The organism is Arthrobacter sp. 01L42 (assembly GCF_056400005.1).
Window position 1 is genome coordinate 14,679 of sequence record NZ_JBFTSL010000005.1, and the last position, 20,601, is coordinate 35,279.

A 20,601-nucleotide genomic window follows, 5' to 3' on the forward strand; every position below is an offset into this window, starting at 1 on the left:
TTGTCGGGGCCGTGGACGTGGTCTGAGAGAAGGAGAGCGCCGTGAGAATTTCGGCCCAGTTTCATCCACTGGATCCGCTGAGCGCGGACGAGTTCCGTGCCGCGGCGGAGCTGCTCGCCAGCGCACAGGGCGTCACGTTTCCGGCGTGGCGGCTGGCAGCCATCGAGCTGATCGAACCGGAAAAGTCCGCTGTCGCCGCCTTCGAAGCCGATGCCGACGCGCCGGCTCCGGAACGGATCGTCGGGGTGAACTGCTTCGAACGGTCCTCCAACAAGACCTACCAGGCGCGGCTATCGCTGACTCACGGGGTCGTCCTCTCCTTCACCCATATCCCTGGCGTTCAGGCGAACATGACCGTCGATGAGTGGGAAGAAGCTGACGCAGCGCTGCGCAGCCACCCGCAGGTGATCGCCGCGCTTGCCAAACGCGGCATCACTGATCTGTCCCTGGTCTTCATGGACGTGTGGACCTATGGCCTGTCAATGATCCCGGAGAAGCACCAGGGGCGCCGGATCGGCTGGTCCGACACGTGGGTCCGTGCCGGTGCGGGCGCCAACCCGTACGCGGGGCCGGTCAACGGGTTCCACTGCGTCATTGACCTGGCGTCCATGGAGCTGCTGGACATCGAGGACACCTTTGCGGTGGACCGTCCCGAGATCATGGGCGAATATGTCCCGGCGCTGATCCCGGACCGGCTCCGCGACGCAAGCACCCGCGAACCGCTCAAGCCGCTGGACATTGTCCAGCCCGAAGGCGTTTCCTTTCAGATGGACGGCAACAGGATCAGCTGGCAGAACTGGTCCCTGCGCGTCGGGTTCAACTACCGCGAAGGGCTGACGCTGCACCGGGTCAGCTATCGCGACGGCGGCCGTGAACGGCCGATCGCGAACCGCCTGTCCTTCGCCGAAATGGCCGTTCCCTACCGGGATCCCAGCGATGACCACTACCGGCGCACCGCGTTCGACGTCGGCGAATGGGGTCTGGGATTCATGACGACGTCGCTGGAACTGGGCTGCGACTGCCTCGGGGAAATCCGGTATTTGGATGCGGTCATGCACAATTCTGCGGGGGAGCCCTACACCATCAGGAACGCCATCTGCATCCACGAAGAGGATGGGGCGGTGTTATGGAAGCACATCGACCACGACGGCGGCATGGAAGTGCGCCGGATACGTCGACTGGTGATTTCTTTCCATGTCACCGTGGCCAACTATGAATACCTGGTGTACTGGCGCTTCTACCAGGACGGGAACATTGAGTGCGAGGTGAGGGCCACCGGCATCATGGTGGTCAGCCATTTCGGCGAGGGCCAGCAGCATCCGAGCGGAACGCTGGTGGACAACCGGACCTACGCACCCTTCCACCAGCATTTCCTTGTGGCCCGGCTCGACCTGGACATCGACGGCACCGCAAACACCGTGTACCGTTCGGAAACCGCGATGGTCCCGATGGGTCCGGACAATCCGTACGGGCTCGCCCTGCATCAGAACAAGACCCCCATCACGACCGAGGGGCACGACGACTACTCCTGGGAGACCCAGCGGGCCTGGACGGTGACGAACGACAACTCGGTCAACGGGCTCGGGACCCCGGTGTCGTACAAGCTGGTGCCCGGCGCAGCTTTCCCGTCGTTCTTTGACCCGGCATCTCCGGTTTTCCAGCGTGCGGAGGTCATCGGGCACACGGTATGGGTGACGCCCAACGATGCCGCGGAACGCTGGCCGGCCGGCGAGTTCGTGAACCAGGGCACAGGCGGGCTGGGAATGCCCGAATGGGTGCGGCAGGGGCGGTCCGTGGAAAATACCGACGTCGTCCTTTGGTACGTTTTCGGCATTCACCACATCCCACGACCGGAGGAGTGGCCGGTCATGCCGGTGGACACAGTCGCGTTCTGGCTCAAGCCGGCCGGCTTCTTCGACCGGAACCCGGCGCTGGACGTCTAGGCGGCCCGGGCCTGGGCGTGCCGCCAGAGGCACGTCACTCCGGTAGACACGTCACTGAAGTAGATTTGTCGGAGTCGAGGCAGCATTTTGGGACCGAAGAACAGGGGATACGTGTGAGCAGGCTGAGCGGAAGATCGGACGGAACCGATGCGGACTTCGCGGCAACGCCCCTCACGGCGCCGGCGTATCCGCAACTGCGGCTCAACAGCGCTGCCCTCGAGAACAACATCCGGGTCATGGCGGCGTGGTGCCGGGAGCGGGGCGTGGACCTCGCGCCGCACGTCAAGACAACGATGTCGGCACCGATCATCGAGCGGCAGTTGGCGGCCGGCGCCGTCGGCGTCACAGTCGCCACCGTGGATCAAGTCGCCTCCGCACTGCGCTGGGGTCATCAGCGCGTCCTCGTCGCCAACGAGATCGTCGACAGGTCCGGGCTAACGCGTATCCGTGCCTGGCTGGAGGAAGATCCCGCCCGGGAAATCCGCTGCTTCGTCGATTCGGCAGCAGGCGTGAAGGTGGCTGCCGAGATCTTCGACGGCGCGGCGGCCGACCTGGAGGTGCTGATCGACGTCGGAACTCCCGGCGGGCGCACCGGCATCCGCAGCCTGTCCGAGGGTCTGCGGCTGGCCGGGCTGGTCCGTGCCACGCCGGGACTGAGGCTGGTGGGTGTTGCCGGGTATGAAGGCGTCGTGCCCAACAGCAGGGCCGAGGATAACGTCACAGCGGTTGACCGGCACTGCCGGCTGGTGCGGGACATCTATCTGGAAGCGGCGGAGTTCTTTGAGACAGCCACTCCCATCTACTCCATGGGTGGTTCCGCGTTCCCGGACCGCGTGGTTGAGTTCCTTCCCGATCGCGGCCAGGTGCCCGGAACACGAATTGTTCTCAGATCGGGCTGCTACGTCACCCACGACCACGGCACCTATGCCGCCGTCAGCCCCGTTCCGGGACTCATTCCGGCGCTGTCGGTTCGCGCGATCGTCCTGTCCACGCCCGAAGCCGGGTTGGCCGTCGTCGGTGCCGGCAAGCGGGACCTTCCCTACGACGCCGGACTGCCCAGCGTCCTCTCGGTCCGGACCGCGGACGGAGCCCTCAAGCCCGGCGCAACCGCAGCGGTGCGCAATCTCTTTGACCATCACGCGGTGCTCACCGGGGTGTCCGGAGTGGATGTCACCGACACGGTGGATTTCGGGATTTCCCATCCTTGTTCCGCGTTTGACCGCTGGCCCGACTACGTCCTCACCGACGCCGACGGGCAGGACACGGACGTGTGGCAGACCGACTTCCGCCGGTCGTCCCTGGCCCGTGGCTACGCCCCGTCCTGACGCTCAATCCTTGAGCTGCCTGGTCAGCACTTCGAATTCCTCCACGCCCAGGATCTGCATGTGCTGCTCCGCACTGGTCTCGGCGCGGATCTTGGCTGCGGCCTCCTGGCTGCCGGCGAGGGCCTGCTCGTCCGCCCACAGCGTGATTGACAGTGACTTGCTGTCCTTCCCCAGCAGGTAATAGATGCCCAGGCATCCGGGCAGCTGGAGCACCCGGTTGACGGTGTCGTCTGTGGGTGCCCCGGAGCTGTCCGGGCCGGGCTGATACGTGCTGACGCGAGCGAACATGACTGTCCTCCTAGATCCAGGTTCGACGGTTGGAGCGCCTGCCGCCCCAACCGTTGAACCGGGAGCTGGATCCTTGCGATGTCGCGCCCTGGTGGCGGGCGGCCTGGTCTCCTCCCACCAGTAAGGACCCGCGGGCACAGAAGCACAAGGCTCCTGTGCCGGTCTATCCGCCCTAGTCCGCCGGCCGCTACTCAGCCGCCGGTCCGCTACTCAGCCGCCGGCGCCGATGGCCCCACGGGCGTTCCTCTTGAGCTCGGCGAGTTCCTTGCGCGCCACAAGGGCCTCGTCCAGGCTGATTGCCACGAACCTGGTGGATGTGCCGGGGGCGGCCCGGGCCACCAGATCCATGTCGGCGCTGATGACCGTGCCCACCATGGCGTAACCGCCGCCGGAGACGGCATCGCGGTGCAGGATGATCGGTTGGGTGCCGCCGGGAATCTGGATGGAGCCGACAGCGTATCCGGCATCAACAATGTTGGACGGGTCGGAACCGGCGCCGAATGGCTGCTCCCGCTCCTTCCACTGCACCCCGGGACCTGAGTACCTCAGCCCCATCCGGTCAGCCACCGGGGTCACCTTCCACTCGCTGTGGAGGAGATTGTCCAGTCCTTCGTCGGTGAGCCGGTGGTCGTAAAGGCCCAGGACGATCCGGACGGCCTGTTCCTTGGCGAATAGGGGACGGAATTCCTCCGGAACTGTATCGGCGTCGGGCAGGGCTCCGGCGTTGAGCGGGGCGCCCACCGGAATCTGGTCACCGGCCTCCAGCTTGCGGCCCTGGAACCCGCCGATCGCGCCCAGGCTGTAGGTGGACCGGCTGCCGAGCACCTCAGGAACATCGATGCCGCCCTGAACGGCGATGTAGTAGCGCGTGCCTCCCCGGATGACCCCGAAGCTGAGTTCGTCGCCGGCTTTCAGCTGGAGCCGGGTCCACTGGGGCCGGGCGTCGCCGTTGACCTTGACCTCAACCGGTGCCCCGGTAACGGCGACGACGGCATCCTGGTCGGTGGTCAGTACCGGGCCCAGGTACGTGCATTCGAGGACGGCTTCCTTGGCGGTGTTGCCCACCAGGGCATTGCCGAGTTCGGCCGAGTATTGGTCCAGGGAACCGCTCTGCGGGATGCCCACGTTGTAGTGGCCGGTGCGTCCCTGGTCCTGGACTGTGGTGGCCAGGCCGGGGTTCTTGATGTCAAACGCCATTGAGGGCCTCCATGAGTTCCTGGTTGTAGCCCGCGGGATTCGCCAGCGCCCTGGGCAGATCAAATGTCACGGGCACCTGCCGGTAGCGGAACGTTCCGGCGGAGATCTCAGACTGGATGGTGTTGTATTCGGCCTCGGTGACGGGCTTGAACTTCACGATGTCGCCCGGCTTGAAGAACACCATGAAGTCCTTGAAATCGGCCAGGGACTGGGCAGGATCGAAGATGGGCGCGGCAGCGACCCCGAACATCTGGTAGCCGCCGGCACCGCGCACGGAGTAAATGCAGCCGAAGCAGCCGCCGTGGCCCACGGTCAGTTTGGGGGTGTCGGTGCGCGGACTCAGATACTTGGGTACTTCGAGTTGCTTTTCCTGCTCCACCAGCTGGAAGAGGAACGGGAGGCCTGCGACGAAGCCAACCATGGAGACAAGCCAAGGTTGCTCATGGTGGCGCTGAATGAATTCGGCGGCGTCCTTGAGGTTGTTGACCTTGGCTGCGTAGTCAATGTCGGTGCCGCCGGGCTCCTGATGGAATCCTTCGCGGAATCGCTCGGCCACTTCCGCCGTGAACGGGTCTTCGTACCAGACCGGGACCTCGACGATCCGGGTTTCCAGCGAATGGTCGTGATGGTGCGCCAGATCCCCTTCAATGGTCCGGACGGTCTCTTCAAGGGTCGACGGCGGCAGGACATCGGGATCGAACCGCACCAGCAGCGAGGCGTTGGCGGGACAGATGTCCACGATGCCGGGCAGCTGCATGGCCGAAAGCTTCGCTGCTATGGACATCACCCTGAAGTTGGCGGCCAGGCTCATGGACTCCGCGACCTCAACGAACAGGAATTCGTCTCCGCCCCAGGTGTAACGGGCCTCCAATACGGCGGGTTCCGGGCTGCTCATTGTGCCTCCATCAGATCGGGGACGGTTTCAAGGAATTTCGAGTGGTGGGTGACGGCCGCAAATTCGGGCCGGCTCAGCAGCTTCTTGTGCACCGGGATGGTGGTTTTGACGCCTTCGATGCGGGTCTCATCCAGGGCCGTCAGCATCGCCTCAATGGCCGCTTCGCGGGTGTCCGCATGCACAATCAGCTTGGCCATCAGGGAGTCGTAGTACGGAGTGACCGTGGAACCGGTCTCCACCCCGGTGTCCACCCTGACGCCTGCGCCGGCGGGCCAGTCCATGGCCGTGATGAGGCCAGGGCTGGGGAAGAAGTGGTGGTCGGGGTCCTCGGCATTTATACGGCATTCGATGGAGTGGCCATTGAATGCGATGTCGTCCTGGCGGAGGGACATCGCCCCGGTGAACGCGATCTGCAGCTGTTCGCGGATCAGATCGACGCCCGTTATTTGCTCGGTGATCGGGTGCTCAACCTGGATCCGGGTGTTCATTTCGATGAACGCCGCTTCATGGTTGACCGGGTCATAGAGGAATTCGACCGTTCCGGCGCCGCTGTAGCCGCACTCGCGGGCGAGTTCCACGGAGGAATCCCGGATCCTCTGGCGGACGTGGTCCGGGAGGTCCGGCGCCGGTGCTTCTTCAATGACCTTCTGGGAGCGCCGTTGCATAGAGCAGTCGCGGTCGCCGAGATGGATGAAGTTTGTTCCATCGCCGAGGACCTGTACCTCCACGTGACGGGCATGCTGGACAAAGCGTTCCAGGTAAACGGTGGGATCGCCGAAGACAGCAGCCGCTTCGCCGCGTGTCTGCTCAATGGATTCCAGAAGCTTGCCTTCGCTGTGCACAAAGCGGATGCCCCGGCCGCCGCCGCCGGCGGAAGCCTTGATCACGAGCGGGTAGCCGATGCTGCGGGCGATTTCTACGGCGTCGGCCGCCGGATCGAGGGGGCCGTCCGAGCCACGGAGCACGGGGACGCCAGCCTTCCGGGCCGATTCCCTCGCCAAGGACTTATTGCCCATCATGGCGATGGCGTCCGCACGCGGCCCCACCCAGATCAGGCCCGCATCAGCGACCTTCCGGGCGAAGTCCGCATTCTCGGAGAGGAACCCGTAGCCCGGGTGGACGGCATCGCAGCCGTTGTCCACGGCCGCGGCGACGATGGCGTCCTGGTTCAGGTAGCTGGCGGTGGCAGGCGCCGGACCCACCACGACGACGTGGTCAGCGGACCGGGCAGCCAAGGATTCGACGTCGGCTTCGCTGGCCACCACGAATGTTTCGATGCCCATTTCACGGGCGGTCCGGGCGATGCGAACGGCAATCTCGCCGCGGTTGGCGATGAGCAGTTTCTTCATGGCTATCCTTCCCGGACGACGACGATTGCGTCGCCTGGGTTGACCATGTCGCCCTCGTTGACCTCAAACGACTCCAGGGTGCCGGCCACATCGGACTGGATTTCGGTGAACTGCTTCATGATTTCGATAATGCCGAGGGTCTGTCCGACCTCGATGGCGTCGCCTTCATTGGCGAAAGGCGGCTTGCCGGGGCCGGGCTTGCGATAAAAGACGCCGGGGAGCGGGGAAACGATGGTTGCCACGGGATGCTCTCTTTCAGATGGTTTGGATAGATCGGTTCAGCCCAGGACCGCACGCACTGCGGTGGCCACTGCGACAGAATTGGGTGCGTCGGAGTGGACGCAGATGCTTTGGAACCGGATGTCCAGCTCGGTGCCGTCAACGGCGAGGACGGGCTTGCCGGCCAGCGCCCTGCTGACACGCTCGGCGGCGGCGTCGGGATCGGTGGGCGCCGGGCGGCGCTGGATCAGCAGCTCACCGGCCGGGCCGTAGTTGAGGTCAACATAGAGTTCGGGCACGAAATCCACCCCCATGGACCGGCACACGCTTTCGTGGGCGGTCCCCGCGAGCCCGAAAAACGGAACGCCGAACTGCAAGGCTGTGCCGGCGGCAGCCTGCATCAGTTCCTCGTCGCCGGCCAGCATGCCGTAGAGGGAACCGTGGGGTTTGATGTGGTTCAGTTCCAGCCCGTACTTTGCGAGGAACGCCGTCAGGGCTCCGGTCTGATACAAGATGATCGATTCGACCTCGGCCGGGGTGAGAACCATTCGGCGGCGTCCGAACCCCACAATGTCCGGCAGGCCGGGGTGCGCTCCGACCGCCACGCCGTGCTCAGCAGCCAACGCCACGGTCCGTTCCATGACGTCGGGATCGCCGGCGTGATACCCACAGGCCACGTTGGCGACGTCGATGATGCGCATGAGTTCTTCGTCGTTGCCGAACTCGTGGAGGCCAAGGCCTTCGCCCATATCGGAGTTCAAGAGCACACGCCTTTGACCGAAAGGAGAGGCGGGGGGAGCGCTGAAGGGAGAGGCGTGGGCTGAGGTGCCTGAAGAAGTGTCGGGAGTCACATTGGGTTGCATGGGTGCAACGCTACTCAGCAATTCACGTGCCCGATATTGTGCAGGTCGCTGAATCTGCGGGCATCAATTATGGTTATTGCACTGTCCGGTGGGGGACGCCCGCCGTAGTGGGAGGGCCCCGTGCGAATTTCTGATTTAGCAGACAACGCCGATCTCAACATCCGGCTTCGGGTTGCGGGCGGCGAGGGCCGACTGGCCCGGCCCATCACCTGGTGCGCTCCCACCGAACACATGGACCCCACGCCCTTCCTCAGCGTGAACGCCCTGGTGCTGACCAACGGCATGGGCTTGAACGTCAAGGACTTCAGGACCTGGGACGCCTACGTGGAACGGCTGGTTTCCGTCCCCGTCTCAGGGCTGGCGTTCGGCTTGGGCGCGGCGCACAGCGAGCTGCCGGCCGGCCTGCTCCGTGCCTGCGAGGTGCACGGCCTGCCGCTGCTGGAGCTCGCGCCGCAGGTGCCCTTTGTGTTGGTCATGCGGCACGTGGAGCGGGTCATCGCTGCCGAGCGCTATGAGGAGTTGCGGAAGGGCTGGGAACTGGCGGACCAATGCACCCGGTTGGCGGCCGACGGGCATTCCCTGGCGGAGGTCCTGGAGAGGGTGGCGGATGCCATCGATGCGAGGGTGGCCGTGATCGACCAGAACGCCTTCGAGCTTGTTTCCGCGGGAGCGGCTCACGGCGGGACCGCGCGGACCGCGTTGCGCCTTCCCAGCGGCGAGTCCGAGCAGTTCAGGCTTGCCATTGAGGGGATCGGGAGCAACATTGTGCTGCAGCCCATTCTGGGCCCCGTGGCCGCCGTCATCGCTATGCAGCTTAGCTATACCCTCGGGTCCCATTCGCCCTTGCATTCCCGGGAAGCCGCACGCTTCATGGAGGCCCTTTATGAGGACCGCGGCGAGCCGTCCACGCCGCTGCGCCGCTACGCCCTCGAGTCCGGCTTCGATCCTGACAGCGACTGGGGTGCGGTGCTGATCGGCAGCTCAGAAGAGGTGGCCCCCGCAAAGCTGCGCGCCATCGCATGGCGCGCCCGGGTGGGTCTACAGGCCGGGTTCGGCACTGTGCGGTTCATGGAAGAGGCCGGACTCACGACTCTCTTGTTGCAGCACCGGCACTCGGCGGCCGACTTACTGGATGCTGCGCGCGGATTCTTTACGGACGCCCCGGAACTGTCCGTCATCGTCTCGGAATCCGCGGGCCTCAGCGAACTGCCGCTGGCGCTTCAGCTTGCCCGCCGTCATGTGGGACGGCCCGGGGTGCACCAGGCGCCGCTGGCAGATCTCGCCGGCATTGTGCAGGGACTGCCCAGTCCGGGTCTGGTTGCGATGTGCCAACGACTGCTGGCGCCCCTGGCCTCCGACGGCGGCAGCTCGCTGCGGGAGACCTTCGGCGCGTACCTGCGCCACAGCGGGAACTCCGCGAAGATCTGCGATGAACTCTTCATCCACCGGAATACGCTCAGCTACCGGCTGCGGAAAATCGAGGAGCTGCTGAAACTGGACCTGTCCGATGGCGAAGTCCGCGCCACGTGCATGCTCGCCCTCGGCATCGTTGCGGCCGCCCGCTAAAGGGACTGGGCAGTTTGCACTAAAAGTCGCCCCAATCTTGGGCGAACCTCCGATAGGACGCTGTGACCCGGGTCACTACTCTCAAGTCATGGGCTCCTCAACTCATGGGCGTGGAGCCTGCACGGTTGGGCTACGGATTGACGGACGGCGCGTGCCCGCATGGCCTCCCGATTCCACTCACTGATTCGACTGACTGGAGGATTCTCTTGCAGTGTCACACCGCGATGCCGAAGCCGCTGCTTTCCCGCACGCACAGGACCGGCTCCAGCCTGACCGATTCGACCTCCCGGCCGTCCAGGACGCCCTTGAGGAGCTGCACCGCCGTCCGCCCGATATCAAGCATGGGCGAGCGGACCGAAGAGAGTGGGATGGGCAGTTCCGCGGCCAGCGAGGTGTCATTGAAGCCAACCACCGCCACGTCGCGGCCGACGCCGAGGCCATGGGACCGCAGGGCTCCCATGGCGCCGATGGCCGCGAAGTCGTTGACGGCGAACAGTGCAGTCGGGTGGGAGTTGCCGTGAGCCAGGATGGTCTCGGCCGCTTCCCGTCCTCCGCCGGTATCGAATCGGGACCACACAACGGCGTCAGGGGGAATCTTCCCGCCCAGCGCGCGCCAGCGGTCCACGAAACCGGCCGTCCGGTCGACGGCCGTGCTGGCATAGGGCTCGCCGGCGATCACGGCGACGTCCCGGTGCCCCATGCCCCACAGGTGGTCGGCCACAAGCTCGCCGCCAAGGACGTCGTCGCAGGTGGCCGACGGGAAGCCCGGGACGCGCCGGTTCATGAGCACGAACGGCACCTTCCGGGAGGCAAGCTCCCGCAACAGGCCGCTGTCCAGGTGTGCGTCGCCGATGATCAGCCCGTCCACGCGTCGGGCCAGCATGGAGTCCGTCTTGCGGCGCTGTTCCTCGGGCTCATCGCGCGAGTTCATAACAAACGTGGAATAGCCGAGCTCCGCCGCGGCTTCGTCGATGCCCTCGTACATAATCGCCAGAACGAGGTCCGAAAGCCGGGGAACTATCACGCCCATGAGATGCGTGCGCCGCGTCCGCAGGCCGGCGGCCTGCGGGTCGGGGGAGTAGCCGCGCTTCCGCGCGAGCTCGCGCACGCGTTCGGCGGTAGCTACAGAGGCTGCCCCGCGCGCCACTTCGGAGCCCGAGTGCAGGATCCTGGATACGGTCGAGGGGTGGATTCCGAGCTCGCTCGCGAGATCCTTCAGCGTGATGGTGCGGCCATCGGCCGTGCTCTCTTCCATTCAGTCCCCTGCCTCAGCTCAAAAGGTCGTCATCACCAAGAGTGCCTGATAATGCCCGGATCTCTGGTCCAGGCACTCTTGACGTGTCCCACCTCACATTCTATAGTCAATCAAACGGCGTACCCAATCGATTGGGTAGACGGAATCCCGGGAGCCGGCGGCGAAGTATTTACCCCCCTGAAACTTCCGGGAGCATCTGCAGGAAACATGGCAGGAATAACTTTTAACCACCAACCCAATCGATTGGGTAAGTGTGCGGAAACAGTTACAGAACAAACGGAGTGGACATGACCGTCACAGATTTAGTTGGCCCCCACGTGGTCCTGCTGGCCACGGGAGGAACGATTTCTTCACGTGCGTCCGAGGCCGGCGGAGCCGCGGTGGCGTCCGACACGGGGGAGCAGGTGTTTGCCAGTATGGGCGTGCCAGCGGCCCATCCGGTCCGCGTGTTCGACGTTTTCCGGAAGGGCTCGTACCTGCTGACAGTCGAGGACATGATCGCCATCTGCGCCACGATTCGGGAGGCCTTGGCCGACCCGCAGGTTCTGGGCGTCGTGGTCACCCACGGGACGGACACGATGGAGGAAACGGCCTATCTCGTTGACCTCACCCACGATGATCCCCGCCCGGTCGTATTCACCGGAGCGCAGCAGGCTGCCGACGCCGACTCCCCGGACGGACCCGGCAATCTGTCCCGTGCCATCGCCGTCGCCGGTTCTCCGCGGGCGCGCGGAACCGGTGTGTTGTTGGCCTTTGCCGGGACCATCTTCCCTGCGGCCGGAGTGCGCAAGCGCCACACAACCAGCCTCGATGCCTTCGCCAACCCGGACTTCGGAACCGTCGGATCGGTGTCCGACTCCGGCGAGGTCGAGATCCAGCCGGTACGACCAGGCCTTCCCCCGTTGCCCCTGCCGGGCGCGGACGCCGGTTCGCCGCGCGTGGACCTCATTGCTGCCTACCCCGGAGCCGACGCCACCCTCCTGCGGGCTGCCCTCCAGGCCGGGGCGGCAGGGATCGTGCTCCAGGGGACGGGAACGGGCAACGCTAACCGCGTGCTGTGCCAGGAAGTCGCGCGCGCCACCGCTGCCGGCGTCGTGGTGGTGACGAGCACCCGGGTGGATGCCGGTGCCGTGGTGCCCCGGTACGGCGACGGCGGCGGCGAGGACCTGCGCGCTGCCGGTGCCATCCCCGCCGGGCTGCTCAAGCCATCCCAATCGCTTGTCCTGCTGAGCCTTCTGCTCAGGCTCGGCACTCCCGCCGCCGGGATCGCGGAGGCCTTCGCCCTGAGGGGCACGCTTCCTGACTAGTTGCCGCCCAACATCCGAGCCTCACCAACAATCCACAGCCCAAAGACAAACCTCAACAAGAAGCCAAACCTCAACAAAAGCGCAGTGAAAGGTTGATCTCATGACTAAGGACATCCAAGTCGCGTTCGGCGTGGACGTGGACGCAGTTGCCGGAATGCTCGGCTCCTACGGGGGCGAGGACTCGCCCTGCGATATCTCCCGCGGCTTGTTCAGCGGCGAGGTCGGCGGCCCTCGGCTCATCCGGCTTTTCGAGAAGTACAGCCTGCCCGCCACCTGGTTCGTGCCGGGCCACTCGATCGAGACCTTCCCGGACCTGACGCGGATGATCGTCGACGCCGGGCACGAAATCGGCGTGCACGGGTACTCGCATGAAAACCCCATCGCCATGACCCGCGAGCAGGAGACGGCCATCCTGGACCGGTCGATCGAACTCATCGAGAAAGTCTCCGGCCGTCGGCCCACGGGCTACGTTGCTCCCTGGTGGGAATTTTCCCCGGTCACCAACGAGATCCTGCTCGAACGCGGGATCAAATACGACCACTCCCTGATGCACAAGGACTTCGAGCCCTACTACGTCCGGGTCGGCGACAGCTGGAAGAAGATCGACTACACCAAGGCCGCGGAAACCTGGATGGAGCCGCTGGTCAGGGGCACCGAAACCGACCTCGTCGAGATCCCGGCCAACTGGTACCTGGACGACCTGCCTCCCATGATGTTCATCAAGGCGGCCCCGAACTCCCACGGATTCGTCAGTCCCCGGGACGTCGAACAAATGTGGCGCGACCAGTTCGACTGGGTGTACCGGGAAATGGATCAGGCCGTCTTCACCATGACCATCCATCCGGATGTCTCGGGCCGCCCCCAAGTGCTGCTCATGCTCGAGCGCCTCATCGAACACATCAATTCCCACGAAGGCGTCAGCTGGCTGAAGTTCGACCAGATCGCGGACTCCTTCCTCGCCCGCAGCCCCCGAAAGGAAAACCAGTAATGACCATCCAGCAGCCCGCCGTCGATCTGACGCAACCCGGACCGGACGAAAAACGCCGCTTCCCGGTATTCTCCAAGCACCACACAACCGTCGCCACCGTCCTGGCGCTCTGTGCCTGGACGGTCGCCGTGTTCGACTTCGGACTTTTCGGCACCCTCCTGCCGGCCATGCAGCAGGAGTTCGGCTGGACCGCGACCGAAGCGTACGCAATCAACACCTGGATCGCCGTCGGCACCGCGATCGTCTGCTTCGGAATCGGCCCGGTCATTGACCGGCTCGGCCGCCGCAAGGGCATGATGACCACTATCGGCGGGACCGCCATTGTCTCGGGCCTGACGGCCCTGATTCCGACCGGGATCCCGTTCCTCAGCAACGGTCTGCTGGTGCTGGTCCGTTCCTTCGGCGGGCTCGGGTTCTCGGAGCAGGCCGTCAACGCCACCTACATGAACGAGGTCTACCAGGTCACCGAAGTCGCGGATAAGCGCAAGCGCCCCGGCTTCCACTACTCCTTCATCCAGGGTGGCTGGCCGCTGGGCTTCCTGCTTGCGAGCGCCCTCGCCCTCGTCTTCCTCCCGTCCCTCGGCTGGCGCGCCCTGTACCTGATGGCGACCGTTCCGGCCGCGATCATCGTGTGGGTCATCGCAAAGAAACTGAAGGAGACGCCGCAGTTCGAACTGCACCACAAGCTGACCCAACTCGAGAAGAGCGGCAAGACCGAGGAAGCCCATTCCCTGGCCCACGCCTTCGGCGTCGAGCACTCCTCCGCGGCCCCGCTCAAGCGCATCTGGGAGCCGCACCTGCGCCGGAATACGATCGTCTTGTCGCTGGCCTGGATCTTCAACTTCTTCGGCATCCTCATTTTCAGCATTCTCGGCAGTTCTGTCCTGAAGAACGCCAAGGGTGTGGAACTTTCTGACGCCTTCTGGATGCTGATCGTCATCAACGGGCTGGCGTACTTCGGCTATGTCTTCCATGGGTGGCTCGGTGACAAGATCGGCCGCAAGCGGACCATCATCGGAGGCTGGATTATCTCCGGCATCTCCTTCGCCATCATGCTCAGCCCCCTTGCCACGGACCCCTTCATGATCATCGTCACCTACGGCGCCGGACTGTTCTTCCTGGTCGGACCGTACGCCGCGATCCAGTACTTCATGGCGGAGTGCTACCCTGTCAGCTGCCGTGCCACCGGCACAGCCTTTATCGGCGCAATGAGCCAGCCCGGCACCATTCTCGGTGGTTTCCTGTTCACGCTAGCGGCCGCCAGCGTAGGAACCGGTGCTGCAGCCTTGTGGGTCGGCGCGGCCGGAACCCTTTTCTCCGGCCTGCTGATGATCGCCGCGAAGCCGCCGGTCGAAGCCCTGCTCGAGGACCACCCCCATGACGCCTGAGAACAGGGTGGCCGTGATCACCGGAGCGGCCAGCGGCATTGGACGGGCCCTCGCGGTCCACTACGCCCACCGCGGCGTGCATTCTGTCATCGGAACCTTTCCCGGCGACCCGCACGACCCGGAGGAAACCCTTCGCCTCGTGAAGGACGCGGGCGGCCAGGGGGTCATCCACGAAGTGGACGTCCGCAGTACCCCGTCAGTCGATGCCTTCGCCGACCGCGCCATACAGGAATACGGCCGCCTGGACTACGCCGTGGCCAACGCCGGAATCCTGCGCAACTCGCCCCTGGCGGAGATGACCGACCAGCGCTGGCACGACATGCTCGACGTCGACCTCACCGGCGTGATGCGGACCCTGCGCGCCGGTTCCGCGAAGATGACCGACGGCGGATCGCTGGTTGCCGTATCCTCCATTGCCGGCGGCGTCTACGGCTGGGAGGAACATGCCCACTACGCGGCCGCCAAGGCCGGCGTGCTCGGCCTGATCCGCAGTGTGGCCGCCGAGTTGGGGCCGCGCGGCATCCGCGCCAACGCCGTTATCCCCGGACTGATCGAAACTCCCCAGTCCCTGGATCCGGTGAATTCCCTCGGGCCCGAGGGCCTGCAGCGCGCCGGTCTGGAAATCCCCTGGGGCCGCGTCGGACGGCCCCAGGAAGTTGCCAGCGTGATCGGCTTCCTGACCTCCGATGACGCTGTCTACGTCACGGGCCAGTCCCTGATTGTTGACGGCGGCCTCACCATCAAGATGCGTGCCTGAAAAGCCTCGGAAGGACAAACATGAACAACCCTGACGCCTCCCGAAACACGGAGGGCCGCGCCGTTGTGGTCACGGGCGGAGCCAGCGGCATCGGCAAGGCCATCGCCGAGGCCTTCACCGCCAACGGCGACAGAGTCGCCATCCTGGACCGGTCGGGCGCGGCGGGAAGCATCGCCGTCGACGTCTCGGACGAGGCGAGCGTGAAGGCGGCCTTTGCCGCAGCACGGTCCCGGCTCGGCAGCATCGACATTCTTGTGAACAGTGCCGGCCTGCTGACGGAATCGCCGCTGGAAGACATGACACTTGCCATGTGGAACGAGACGATTGCCGTTGACCTGACCGGTGTCTTCCTCTGCTGCCGGGAGGTGGTGGGGGAGATGCGGCAGCAGAAGTGGGGCCGGATCATCAACATCGCCTCCCAGCTGGCCATCAAGGGCGGCACCGGGCTCAGCCACTACAGTGCCGCCAAAGCTGGAGTCGTGGGGCTGACCAAGGCGCTGGCCCTGGAAACGGCCGCCGACAACGTGCTGGTCAACAACATTGCCCCGGGACCCATCGAAACGCCCCTGGTTGACGGCATCTCGGAGGAGTGGAAAGCGGCGAAGCGTGCCGGGCTGCCGCTGCTGCGCTTCGGGCTGGCGGCCGAGGTGGCGCCGACGGCGCTGCTCCTGGCCAGCGATCCCGGCGGCAACCTGTATGTGGGGCAGACACTCGGGCCCAATTCCGGCGACGTCATGCCCTAGGAGGGACGCTCACATGTGCGGTGCGTGCGGACGAAGTGTGGTGAGCGATCCCGTCCTGGGCCCGGCCAGAACGCTGCGGCAGCACCTGATTGTCGCCCAAACGATCAATGGTGCCAGCAAATCCTGGCCGGGAGCCCCGAGAGTGGCCGCGACCAGCGGCGGCTGGCTGGTCGCGGGGCCGACGGGAGCCACAGTGGCCGTATCAACCGTGCAGGCGCTGTGGTCCGCTGTCCTGCTGGGCAGGCCGGGGCTGCAGCGGCAAGACCTGCGTGCCGCCGGGATCCTGGGAGCGGGTGAACTGGGCACGGGGGCGCTGGGCGCCGGGGAACCGGACCCGGGGGAGTTGGCGCGCCGGGTGATGAACCTCGGCCACGAGATGGCACGGGATTCCGCTACGGAAACGGACACGTGACACGCCACAGGTCAGGCGCTACGGGGATCCCCCTAGCGCCTGACCTTTTCCGCGGCGCCGGCCCGAATTCGTAGCGAAAACCTAGCGAAACGGCCGGGCCGGGCCCAGGTGCCGGGTCGGCCATCAGGATGCAGGCGCAGCCGGTGCCAGGATCAGGAAGTCGGACCGGCCGGGGAGTCGGAGTGCGGGCAGTGAATCTGCTCGCGGCCCTCACGTGCGTTCTCGACGTCCGCGGCGCTTGCCAGGTCACCGCGGGCCCGCAGCCCGGCCACCACACCGTCAACATCGGCGTCGGGCCGGTTCTGGCTGAGTTTCTGCTTCGCCTCGATCCGCGTGATGAGAAGCTCGACGCCGACGATCGCGCGCAGCTGGCCGGCAATGTAGCGCTCCGGGGCATCCTCGACAGTCCAGGGCAGCTCGGAGCCGGCCTCGTTGTGGTTGCTCAGCCGCCTCACATGGCTGGCGAGCCAGGCGGGATCGTCGTGGATGACCAGGGTGCCGTACACGTGGGCCGTGGAGTAGTTCCAGGTGGGAACCACGCGTCCGTGCTCCGCCTTGGACGCGTACCACCGCGGCGAGATGTAGGCGTCCGCGCCCTGGATAATGGCGAGCGATTCGCCGAGGGCGGGTTCAGACCATTGGGGGTTGTTGCGGGCCAGATGCGCGTGCAGGGCGCCGTGCTCACCGGCCGAGGGGTCGAAGACGAAGGGCAGCAGCGTGGCAAGCATGCCCTTCGCGGTGGCGGTGACCAGGTTGGCCGCGGACGGGCGCGTGAGCAGATGACGGACTGCATCGGGGCCGGCGGCGAAATGTGCGGGGATGTACACGGAACTTCCATTCGGATCGCGGATCGGTCTGGGGCTGGGAGGCTTCGGGGGCGGGGCAGGTGATCAGATCAGCCGGATTGTTTCACTGTCACAGTGCCCTCGCGTTGTCCTTCGGGCTGTCCAGCACGAACGGATTGCTTCCCGCCGCCCTCGCCGCACTTGGCCGGGAGCGGACGGCCAGGCCGGCACAGAGGATGACCGCCGTGCCGCCGATGATGGTCGCCCAGGTCAAGTCTTCGCCCAGTATGAGCCCGGCCCAGCAGATGCTCAAGACCGGCTGGACGAGTTGGATCTGGCTGACCTGCGCCATGGGTCCGATGGCCAGGCCGCGGTACCAGGCGAAGAAGCCGAAAAACATGCTCACGACGCCCAAGTATGCGAAGGCCGCCCACTGCACCGGAGTAGCGGAGGGAGGCTGGCTGGCCATAGAGAACGCCGCGATGCCGGCCATGAGCGGCGAGGACAGAACGAGGGCCCAGGAGACGGTCTGCCACGACCCGAGTTCGCGGGCCAGCAGGCCGCCTTCGGCGTAGCCGATTGCCGCCGAGAGGACGGCGCCGAACAGCAGCAGGTCGGCCAATTGCAGTTGCCCGATGCCGCCGGACTGCGCAGAGGCGAAACCAATCGCCGCCACTGCGCCCGCGCCGGTGATCACCCAGAAAGGCCTGGGCGGCCGTTCATGGCCGCGGATGACCGCCATCGTTGCGGTCGCCGCGGGGAGTAGCGCAATAACAACCGCGCCGTGGCTGGCGGGAACCGAGGTGAGGGCGAAGGAGGTCAGCAGCGGGAATCCGACCACCACCCCGCCGGCGACCACCGCAATACGCGCCCACTGGGCGCCCCGGGGCAGGCGCTGCCGGGTCAAAGTGAGGGCGAACGCGGCGAGAACGGTCGCAACAACAGCCCGGCCCGATCCGATGAACAACGGAGACAACCCCGCAACCGCCACCCGGGTGAACGGCAGAGTGAAGGAGAATGCGGCGACGCCGACGAATCCCCACCACAGTCCGGCTGCCGGCCGGGACGATAACGGTTGATCGATTCCCTGAGTAGCGCTACTATTGTCTTTCATGTCTTACGATAGCACTTCGCAGATGGCGGCGCGGCTCCGGGAATGGATTGCGGCCGCCGCGCCGGGCGCGCGGCTGCCTTCCACGCGTTCCCTGGTCGCCGAGTACCAGGCCAGCCCCGTGACCGTGCAAAAGGTCCTGCGGACCCTCTCCGCGCAGGGCCTGATCGAGAGCCGCCCCGGCGTCGGGACGTTCGTGCGGGCCGTTCGAACAGCCCGGCCCGCGGACTACGGCTGGCAGACGACGGCGCTGGGATCGCCCCGGGCGCCGCTCCGCCCCGTCTCCACTGCGATGCGCAGCGCCCCAAATGATGTCATCGCCTTCCATTCAGGCTATCCGGACCGGGAACTGCTGCCCGAGCGGCTGGTCAGGGCGGCCCTGACCCGGGCTGCCCGGGGTGAGGCTGCCCTGTCACGTCCGCCTGCAGCGGGCCTGCCCGACCTGCAATCCTGGTTCGCGCACGAGCTCCGGGCTGCCACTGGGGCCGGCGTCGCCCCGCCAACGCCGCGCGACGTGATCGTACTCCCGGGGAGCCAGGGCGGGCTCAGTTCCGTGTTCCGGGCGCTGGTCGGCAGCGGGCAGCCGCTGCTGGTGGAATCCCCGACCTACTGGGGGGCGCTCCAGGCTGCGGCGCAGTCCGGTGTCCGGGTTGTTCCGGTACCCAGTGGTCCCGAAGGCCCGGACCCCGAGGACCTGGCCCGCGCCTTTGGCGAGACCGGCGCGCGGCTGTTCTACGCACAGCCGAACTATGCCAATCCCACTGGCGCGCAATGGCCGGCCCGTCTGCGCGAGCAGGTGCTCGACGTGGTGCGCGAACACGGTGCATTCCTGGTGGAGGATGACTGGGCACATGATTTCGGCATCACCACCGATTCCGTGCCCGTTGCCAGCCTCGACGATTCCGGCCACGTCGTCTACCTCCGCTCGCTGACCAAGAGCGTGTCCCCGGCCATACGCATTGCCGCGGTGATCGCCCGCGGCCCGGCGCGTGAGCGCATTTTGGCCGACCGGGGAGCCGAATCGATGTATGTCAGCGGTGTTCTCCAGGCGGCCGCCCTCGACGTCGTGACGCAGCCGGGATGGCAGACGCACCTGCGCGGACTGCGGCTGCAGCTCCAGTCCCGCCGTGATCTCATGCTCAGCAGCCTGCGGGAACTTGCCCCGCTGGCCCACGTGGAGCACGTGCCCACGGGCGGACTCAATCTCTGGGCCCGCCTTCCCGACGGGACCGACGTCGACCAGTTCGTCGGGGACTGCGAGGCCGCGGGGGTCATCATCGCGGCCGGTACCGAGTGGTTCCCGGCCGAACCGGCCGGACCGTTCATCCGGCTGAACTTCGCCGGACCCAATCCGGGTGCTTTCAGGGAAGGCGCGCGGATCCTCGGCCAGGTGCTCGAACGCACCGCCGGGCGGTAGTCGGCCGCCGCCGCCCTATGGCGGAGTGAGCAGCGCCTCAGGTGCCGCGAGCGTCACGAGGCCCTGCACGGAGCGGGCGAGCCCGGCGTCGAGCGTCACAAAGGCGTCTGCCTGAAGCCGGGCCAGGGCCACGTATTCGGCGTCGAGGGTGTCATCCCAGCCAAGTTCCTCGGCGAGGCTCCACGCGGTGCGTTGCAGGACGCGGTCGCCGAGGAGCCGGATGCGAAGGCCCCGGATGTAGTCGAGCTGACGATTGGCATCGGCCCGCGTCACGTCGCCGCGCCGGACTGACTGGTACAGGAGCGAGAGCACCTGCGAGCGGAGGAGCGTCGGGGCCACGAGCTGGTGATCGTCTGAAACCGCCGACCTTTCGAGGGCAAGATGAAGGGCAACGTCCGGGCCAATCACGAATCGGGTCATGGTTACTGGATCCTTTCCTAGGGACAGCAGCGGTCATCCGGCCTCGCGGGGCGCGAACATGATAACGGCGACCCCGAACAGGCAGATCACCGAACCCAGGACGTCCCACCGGTCGGGCCGGAAGCCGTCGAAGATCATGCCCCAGGCCAGTGAACCGGCCACGAACACGCCGCCGTACGCGGCGAGAATACGCCCGAAGTGTGCGTCCGGCTGCAAAGTCGCGGCAAAGCCGTAGATGCCCAGCGCCACGACACCCAGCCCGGCCCACCACCAGGCCCGGCCCTCGCGGACGGACTGCCAGACGAGCCAGGCCCCACCTATTTCGGCAACGGCGGCGAGGACGAACAACAGGATGGTTTTCGGGATAGTCACG

21 protein-coding genes are annotated in these 20,601 nt (G+C 66.0%); 10 read left to right on the top strand and 11 right to left on the bottom strand.

Annotated features, from left to right (window positions below; all coding sequences use genetic code 11):
- The first annotated feature begins 41 nt into the window (after positions 1-41).
- Positions 42-1,943 carry a primary-amine oxidase gene (locus AC1DN2_RS05445; protein ID WP_476849509.1) on the top strand — a complete coding sequence of 634 codons (1,902 nt, stop codon included), beginning with the start codon at positions 42-44 and terminating at the stop codon, positions 1,941-1,943.
- Between the two features lie 113 nt (positions 1,944-2,056).
- The gene (locus AC1DN2_RS05450; protein ID WP_476849510.1) at positions 2,057-3,268 is read left to right on the top strand and encodes an alanine racemase; all 1,212 of its coding nucleotides are present in this window, start codon (positions 2,057-2,059) and stop codon (positions 3,266-3,268) included.
- Positions 3,269-3,271: 3 nt separating this feature from the next.
- On the opposite strand, the gene AC1DN2_RS05455 is transcribed toward AC1DN2_RS05450, so the two are convergent.
- The 6 genes from AC1DN2_RS05455 to pxpA form a co-directional block, all read right to left on the bottom strand.
- Positions 3,272-3,556 carry a hypothetical protein gene (locus AC1DN2_RS05455; RefSeq protein WP_476849511.1) on the bottom strand — a complete coding sequence of 95 codons (285 nt, stop codon included), beginning with the start codon at positions 3,554-3,556 and terminating at the stop codon, positions 3,272-3,274.
- 210 nt (positions 3,557-3,766) lie between these two features.
- Positions 3,767-4,753: a 5-oxoprolinase subunit C family protein gene (locus AC1DN2_RS05460; protein WP_476849512.1), complete on the bottom strand. Its 987-nt coding sequence runs from the start codon at positions 4,751-4,753 to the stop codon at positions 3,767-3,769.
- Positions 4,743-5,648 (bottom strand): 5-oxoprolinase subunit B family protein, encoded by a 906-nt coding sequence (locus AC1DN2_RS05465; protein ID WP_476849513.1) that lies wholly within the window; start codon positions 5,646-5,648, stop codon positions 4,743-4,745. Before AC1DN2_RS05465 ends, AC1DN2_RS05460 begins: the two co-directional genes overlap by 11 nt.
- Positions 5,645-6,997, bottom strand: a complete 1,353-nt coding sequence (locus AC1DN2_RS05470) for an acetyl-CoA carboxylase biotin carboxylase subunit (RefSeq protein WP_476849514.1) — start codon at positions 6,995-6,997, stop codon at positions 5,645-5,647. The genes AC1DN2_RS05465 and AC1DN2_RS05470 overlap by 4 nt, the downstream gene beginning before the upstream one ends.
- 2 nt (positions 6,998-6,999) lie before the next feature.
- On the bottom strand, positions 7,000-7,239 hold the full coding sequence (locus AC1DN2_RS05475; RefSeq protein ID WP_028276237.1) for an acetyl-CoA carboxylase: 240 nt from the start codon (positions 7,237-7,239) through the stop codon (positions 7,000-7,002).
- A gap of 36 nt (positions 7,240-7,275) precedes the next feature.
- Positions 7,276-7,983: a 5-oxoprolinase subunit PxpA gene (pxpA, locus tag AC1DN2_RS05480; protein ID WP_308288969.1), complete on the bottom strand. Its 708-nt coding sequence runs from the start codon at positions 7,981-7,983 to the stop codon at positions 7,276-7,278.
- A gap of 216 nt (positions 7,984-8,199) precedes the next feature.
- On the opposite strand from pxpA, the gene AC1DN2_RS05485 reads away from it, so the two are divergent.
- On the top strand, positions 8,200-9,645 hold the full coding sequence (locus tag AC1DN2_RS05485; protein ID WP_476849515.1) for a PucR family transcriptional regulator: 1,446 nt from the start codon (positions 8,200-8,202) through the stop codon (positions 9,643-9,645).
- Between the two features lie 214 nt (positions 9,646-9,859).
- Here the strand turns inward: AC1DN2_RS05485 and AC1DN2_RS05490 are convergent, their stop codons facing one another.
- On the bottom strand, positions 9,860-10,900 hold the full coding sequence (locus tag AC1DN2_RS05490) for a LacI family DNA-binding transcriptional regulator (RefSeq protein ID WP_476849516.1): 1,041 nt from the start codon (positions 10,898-10,900) through the stop codon (positions 9,860-9,862).
- Between the two features lie 287 nt (positions 10,901-11,187).
- Here AC1DN2_RS05490 and AC1DN2_RS05495 point away from each other — a divergent pair, with 287 nt between their 5' ends.
- The 6 genes from AC1DN2_RS05495 (at position 11,188) to AC1DN2_RS05520 (ending at position 16,495) form a co-directional block, all read left to right on the top strand.
- Positions 11,188-12,207, top strand: coding sequence for an asparaginase (locus tag AC1DN2_RS05495; RefSeq protein ID WP_476849517.1), 1,020 nt, complete (start codon positions 11,188-11,190; stop codon positions 12,205-12,207).
- Positions 12,208-12,307: 100 nt separating this feature from the next.
- On the top strand, positions 12,308-13,195 hold the full coding sequence (locus AC1DN2_RS05500) for a polysaccharide deacetylase family protein (RefSeq protein ID WP_476849518.1): 888 nt from the start codon (positions 12,308-12,310) through the stop codon (positions 13,193-13,195).
- Positions 13,195-14,583, top strand: coding sequence for an MFS transporter (locus AC1DN2_RS05505; RefSeq protein ID WP_243177850.1), 1,389 nt, complete (start codon positions 13,195-13,197; stop codon positions 14,581-14,583). The genes AC1DN2_RS05500 and AC1DN2_RS05505 overlap by 1 nt, the downstream gene beginning before the upstream one ends.
- The gene (locus tag AC1DN2_RS05510) at positions 14,573-15,340 is read left to right on the top strand and encodes an SDR family NAD(P)-dependent oxidoreductase (protein WP_476849519.1); all 768 of its coding nucleotides are present in this window, start codon (positions 14,573-14,575) and stop codon (positions 15,338-15,340) included. Before AC1DN2_RS05505 ends, AC1DN2_RS05510 begins: the two co-directional genes overlap by 11 nt.
- 20 nt (positions 15,341-15,360) lie before the next feature.
- Positions 15,361-16,083 (top strand): SDR family NAD(P)-dependent oxidoreductase, encoded by a 723-nt coding sequence (locus tag AC1DN2_RS05515; protein ID WP_476849520.1) that lies wholly within the window; start codon positions 15,361-15,363, stop codon positions 16,081-16,083.
- Positions 16,084-16,123: 40 nt separating this feature from the next.
- Positions 16,124-16,495, top strand: coding sequence for a hypothetical protein (locus AC1DN2_RS05520; protein ID WP_476849521.1), 372 nt, complete (start codon positions 16,124-16,126; stop codon positions 16,493-16,495).
- Between the two features lie 152 nt (positions 16,496-16,647).
- Here the strand turns inward: AC1DN2_RS05520 and AC1DN2_RS05525 are convergent, their stop codons facing one another.
- Positions 16,648-17,322: an FMN-binding negative transcriptional regulator gene (locus AC1DN2_RS05525; protein WP_476849522.1), complete on the bottom strand. Its 675-nt coding sequence runs from the start codon at positions 17,320-17,322 to the stop codon at positions 16,648-16,650.
- 88 nt (positions 17,323-17,410) lie between these two features.
- On the bottom strand, positions 17,411-18,394 hold the full coding sequence (locus AC1DN2_RS05530; protein ID WP_476849523.1) for a DMT family transporter: 984 nt from the start codon (positions 18,392-18,394) through the stop codon (positions 17,411-17,413).
- On the opposite strand from AC1DN2_RS05530, the gene AC1DN2_RS05535 reads away from it, so the two are divergent.
- Positions 18,393-19,808 carry an aminotransferase-like domain-containing protein gene (locus tag AC1DN2_RS05535; RefSeq protein ID WP_476849524.1) on the top strand — a complete coding sequence of 472 codons (1,416 nt, stop codon included), beginning with the start codon at positions 18,393-18,395 and terminating at the stop codon, positions 19,806-19,808. The two genes, AC1DN2_RS05530 and AC1DN2_RS05535, sit on opposite strands and share 2 nt — an antisense overlap.
- A gap of 15 nt (positions 19,809-19,823) precedes the next feature.
- Here AC1DN2_RS05535 and AC1DN2_RS05540 read toward each other — a convergent pair whose 3' ends face one another.
- The gene (locus tag AC1DN2_RS05540; RefSeq protein WP_230011597.1) at positions 19,824-20,228 is read right to left on the bottom strand and encodes a type II toxin-antitoxin system VapC family toxin; all 405 of its coding nucleotides are present in this window, start codon (positions 20,226-20,228) and stop codon (positions 19,824-19,826) included.
- Positions 20,229-20,261: 33 nt separating this feature from the next.
- Positions 20,262-20,600, bottom strand: a complete 339-nt coding sequence (locus tag AC1DN2_RS05545) for a YnfA family protein (protein WP_028276742.1) — start codon at positions 20,598-20,600, stop codon at positions 20,262-20,264.
- Between the last annotated feature and the right edge of the window lies 1 nt (position 20,601).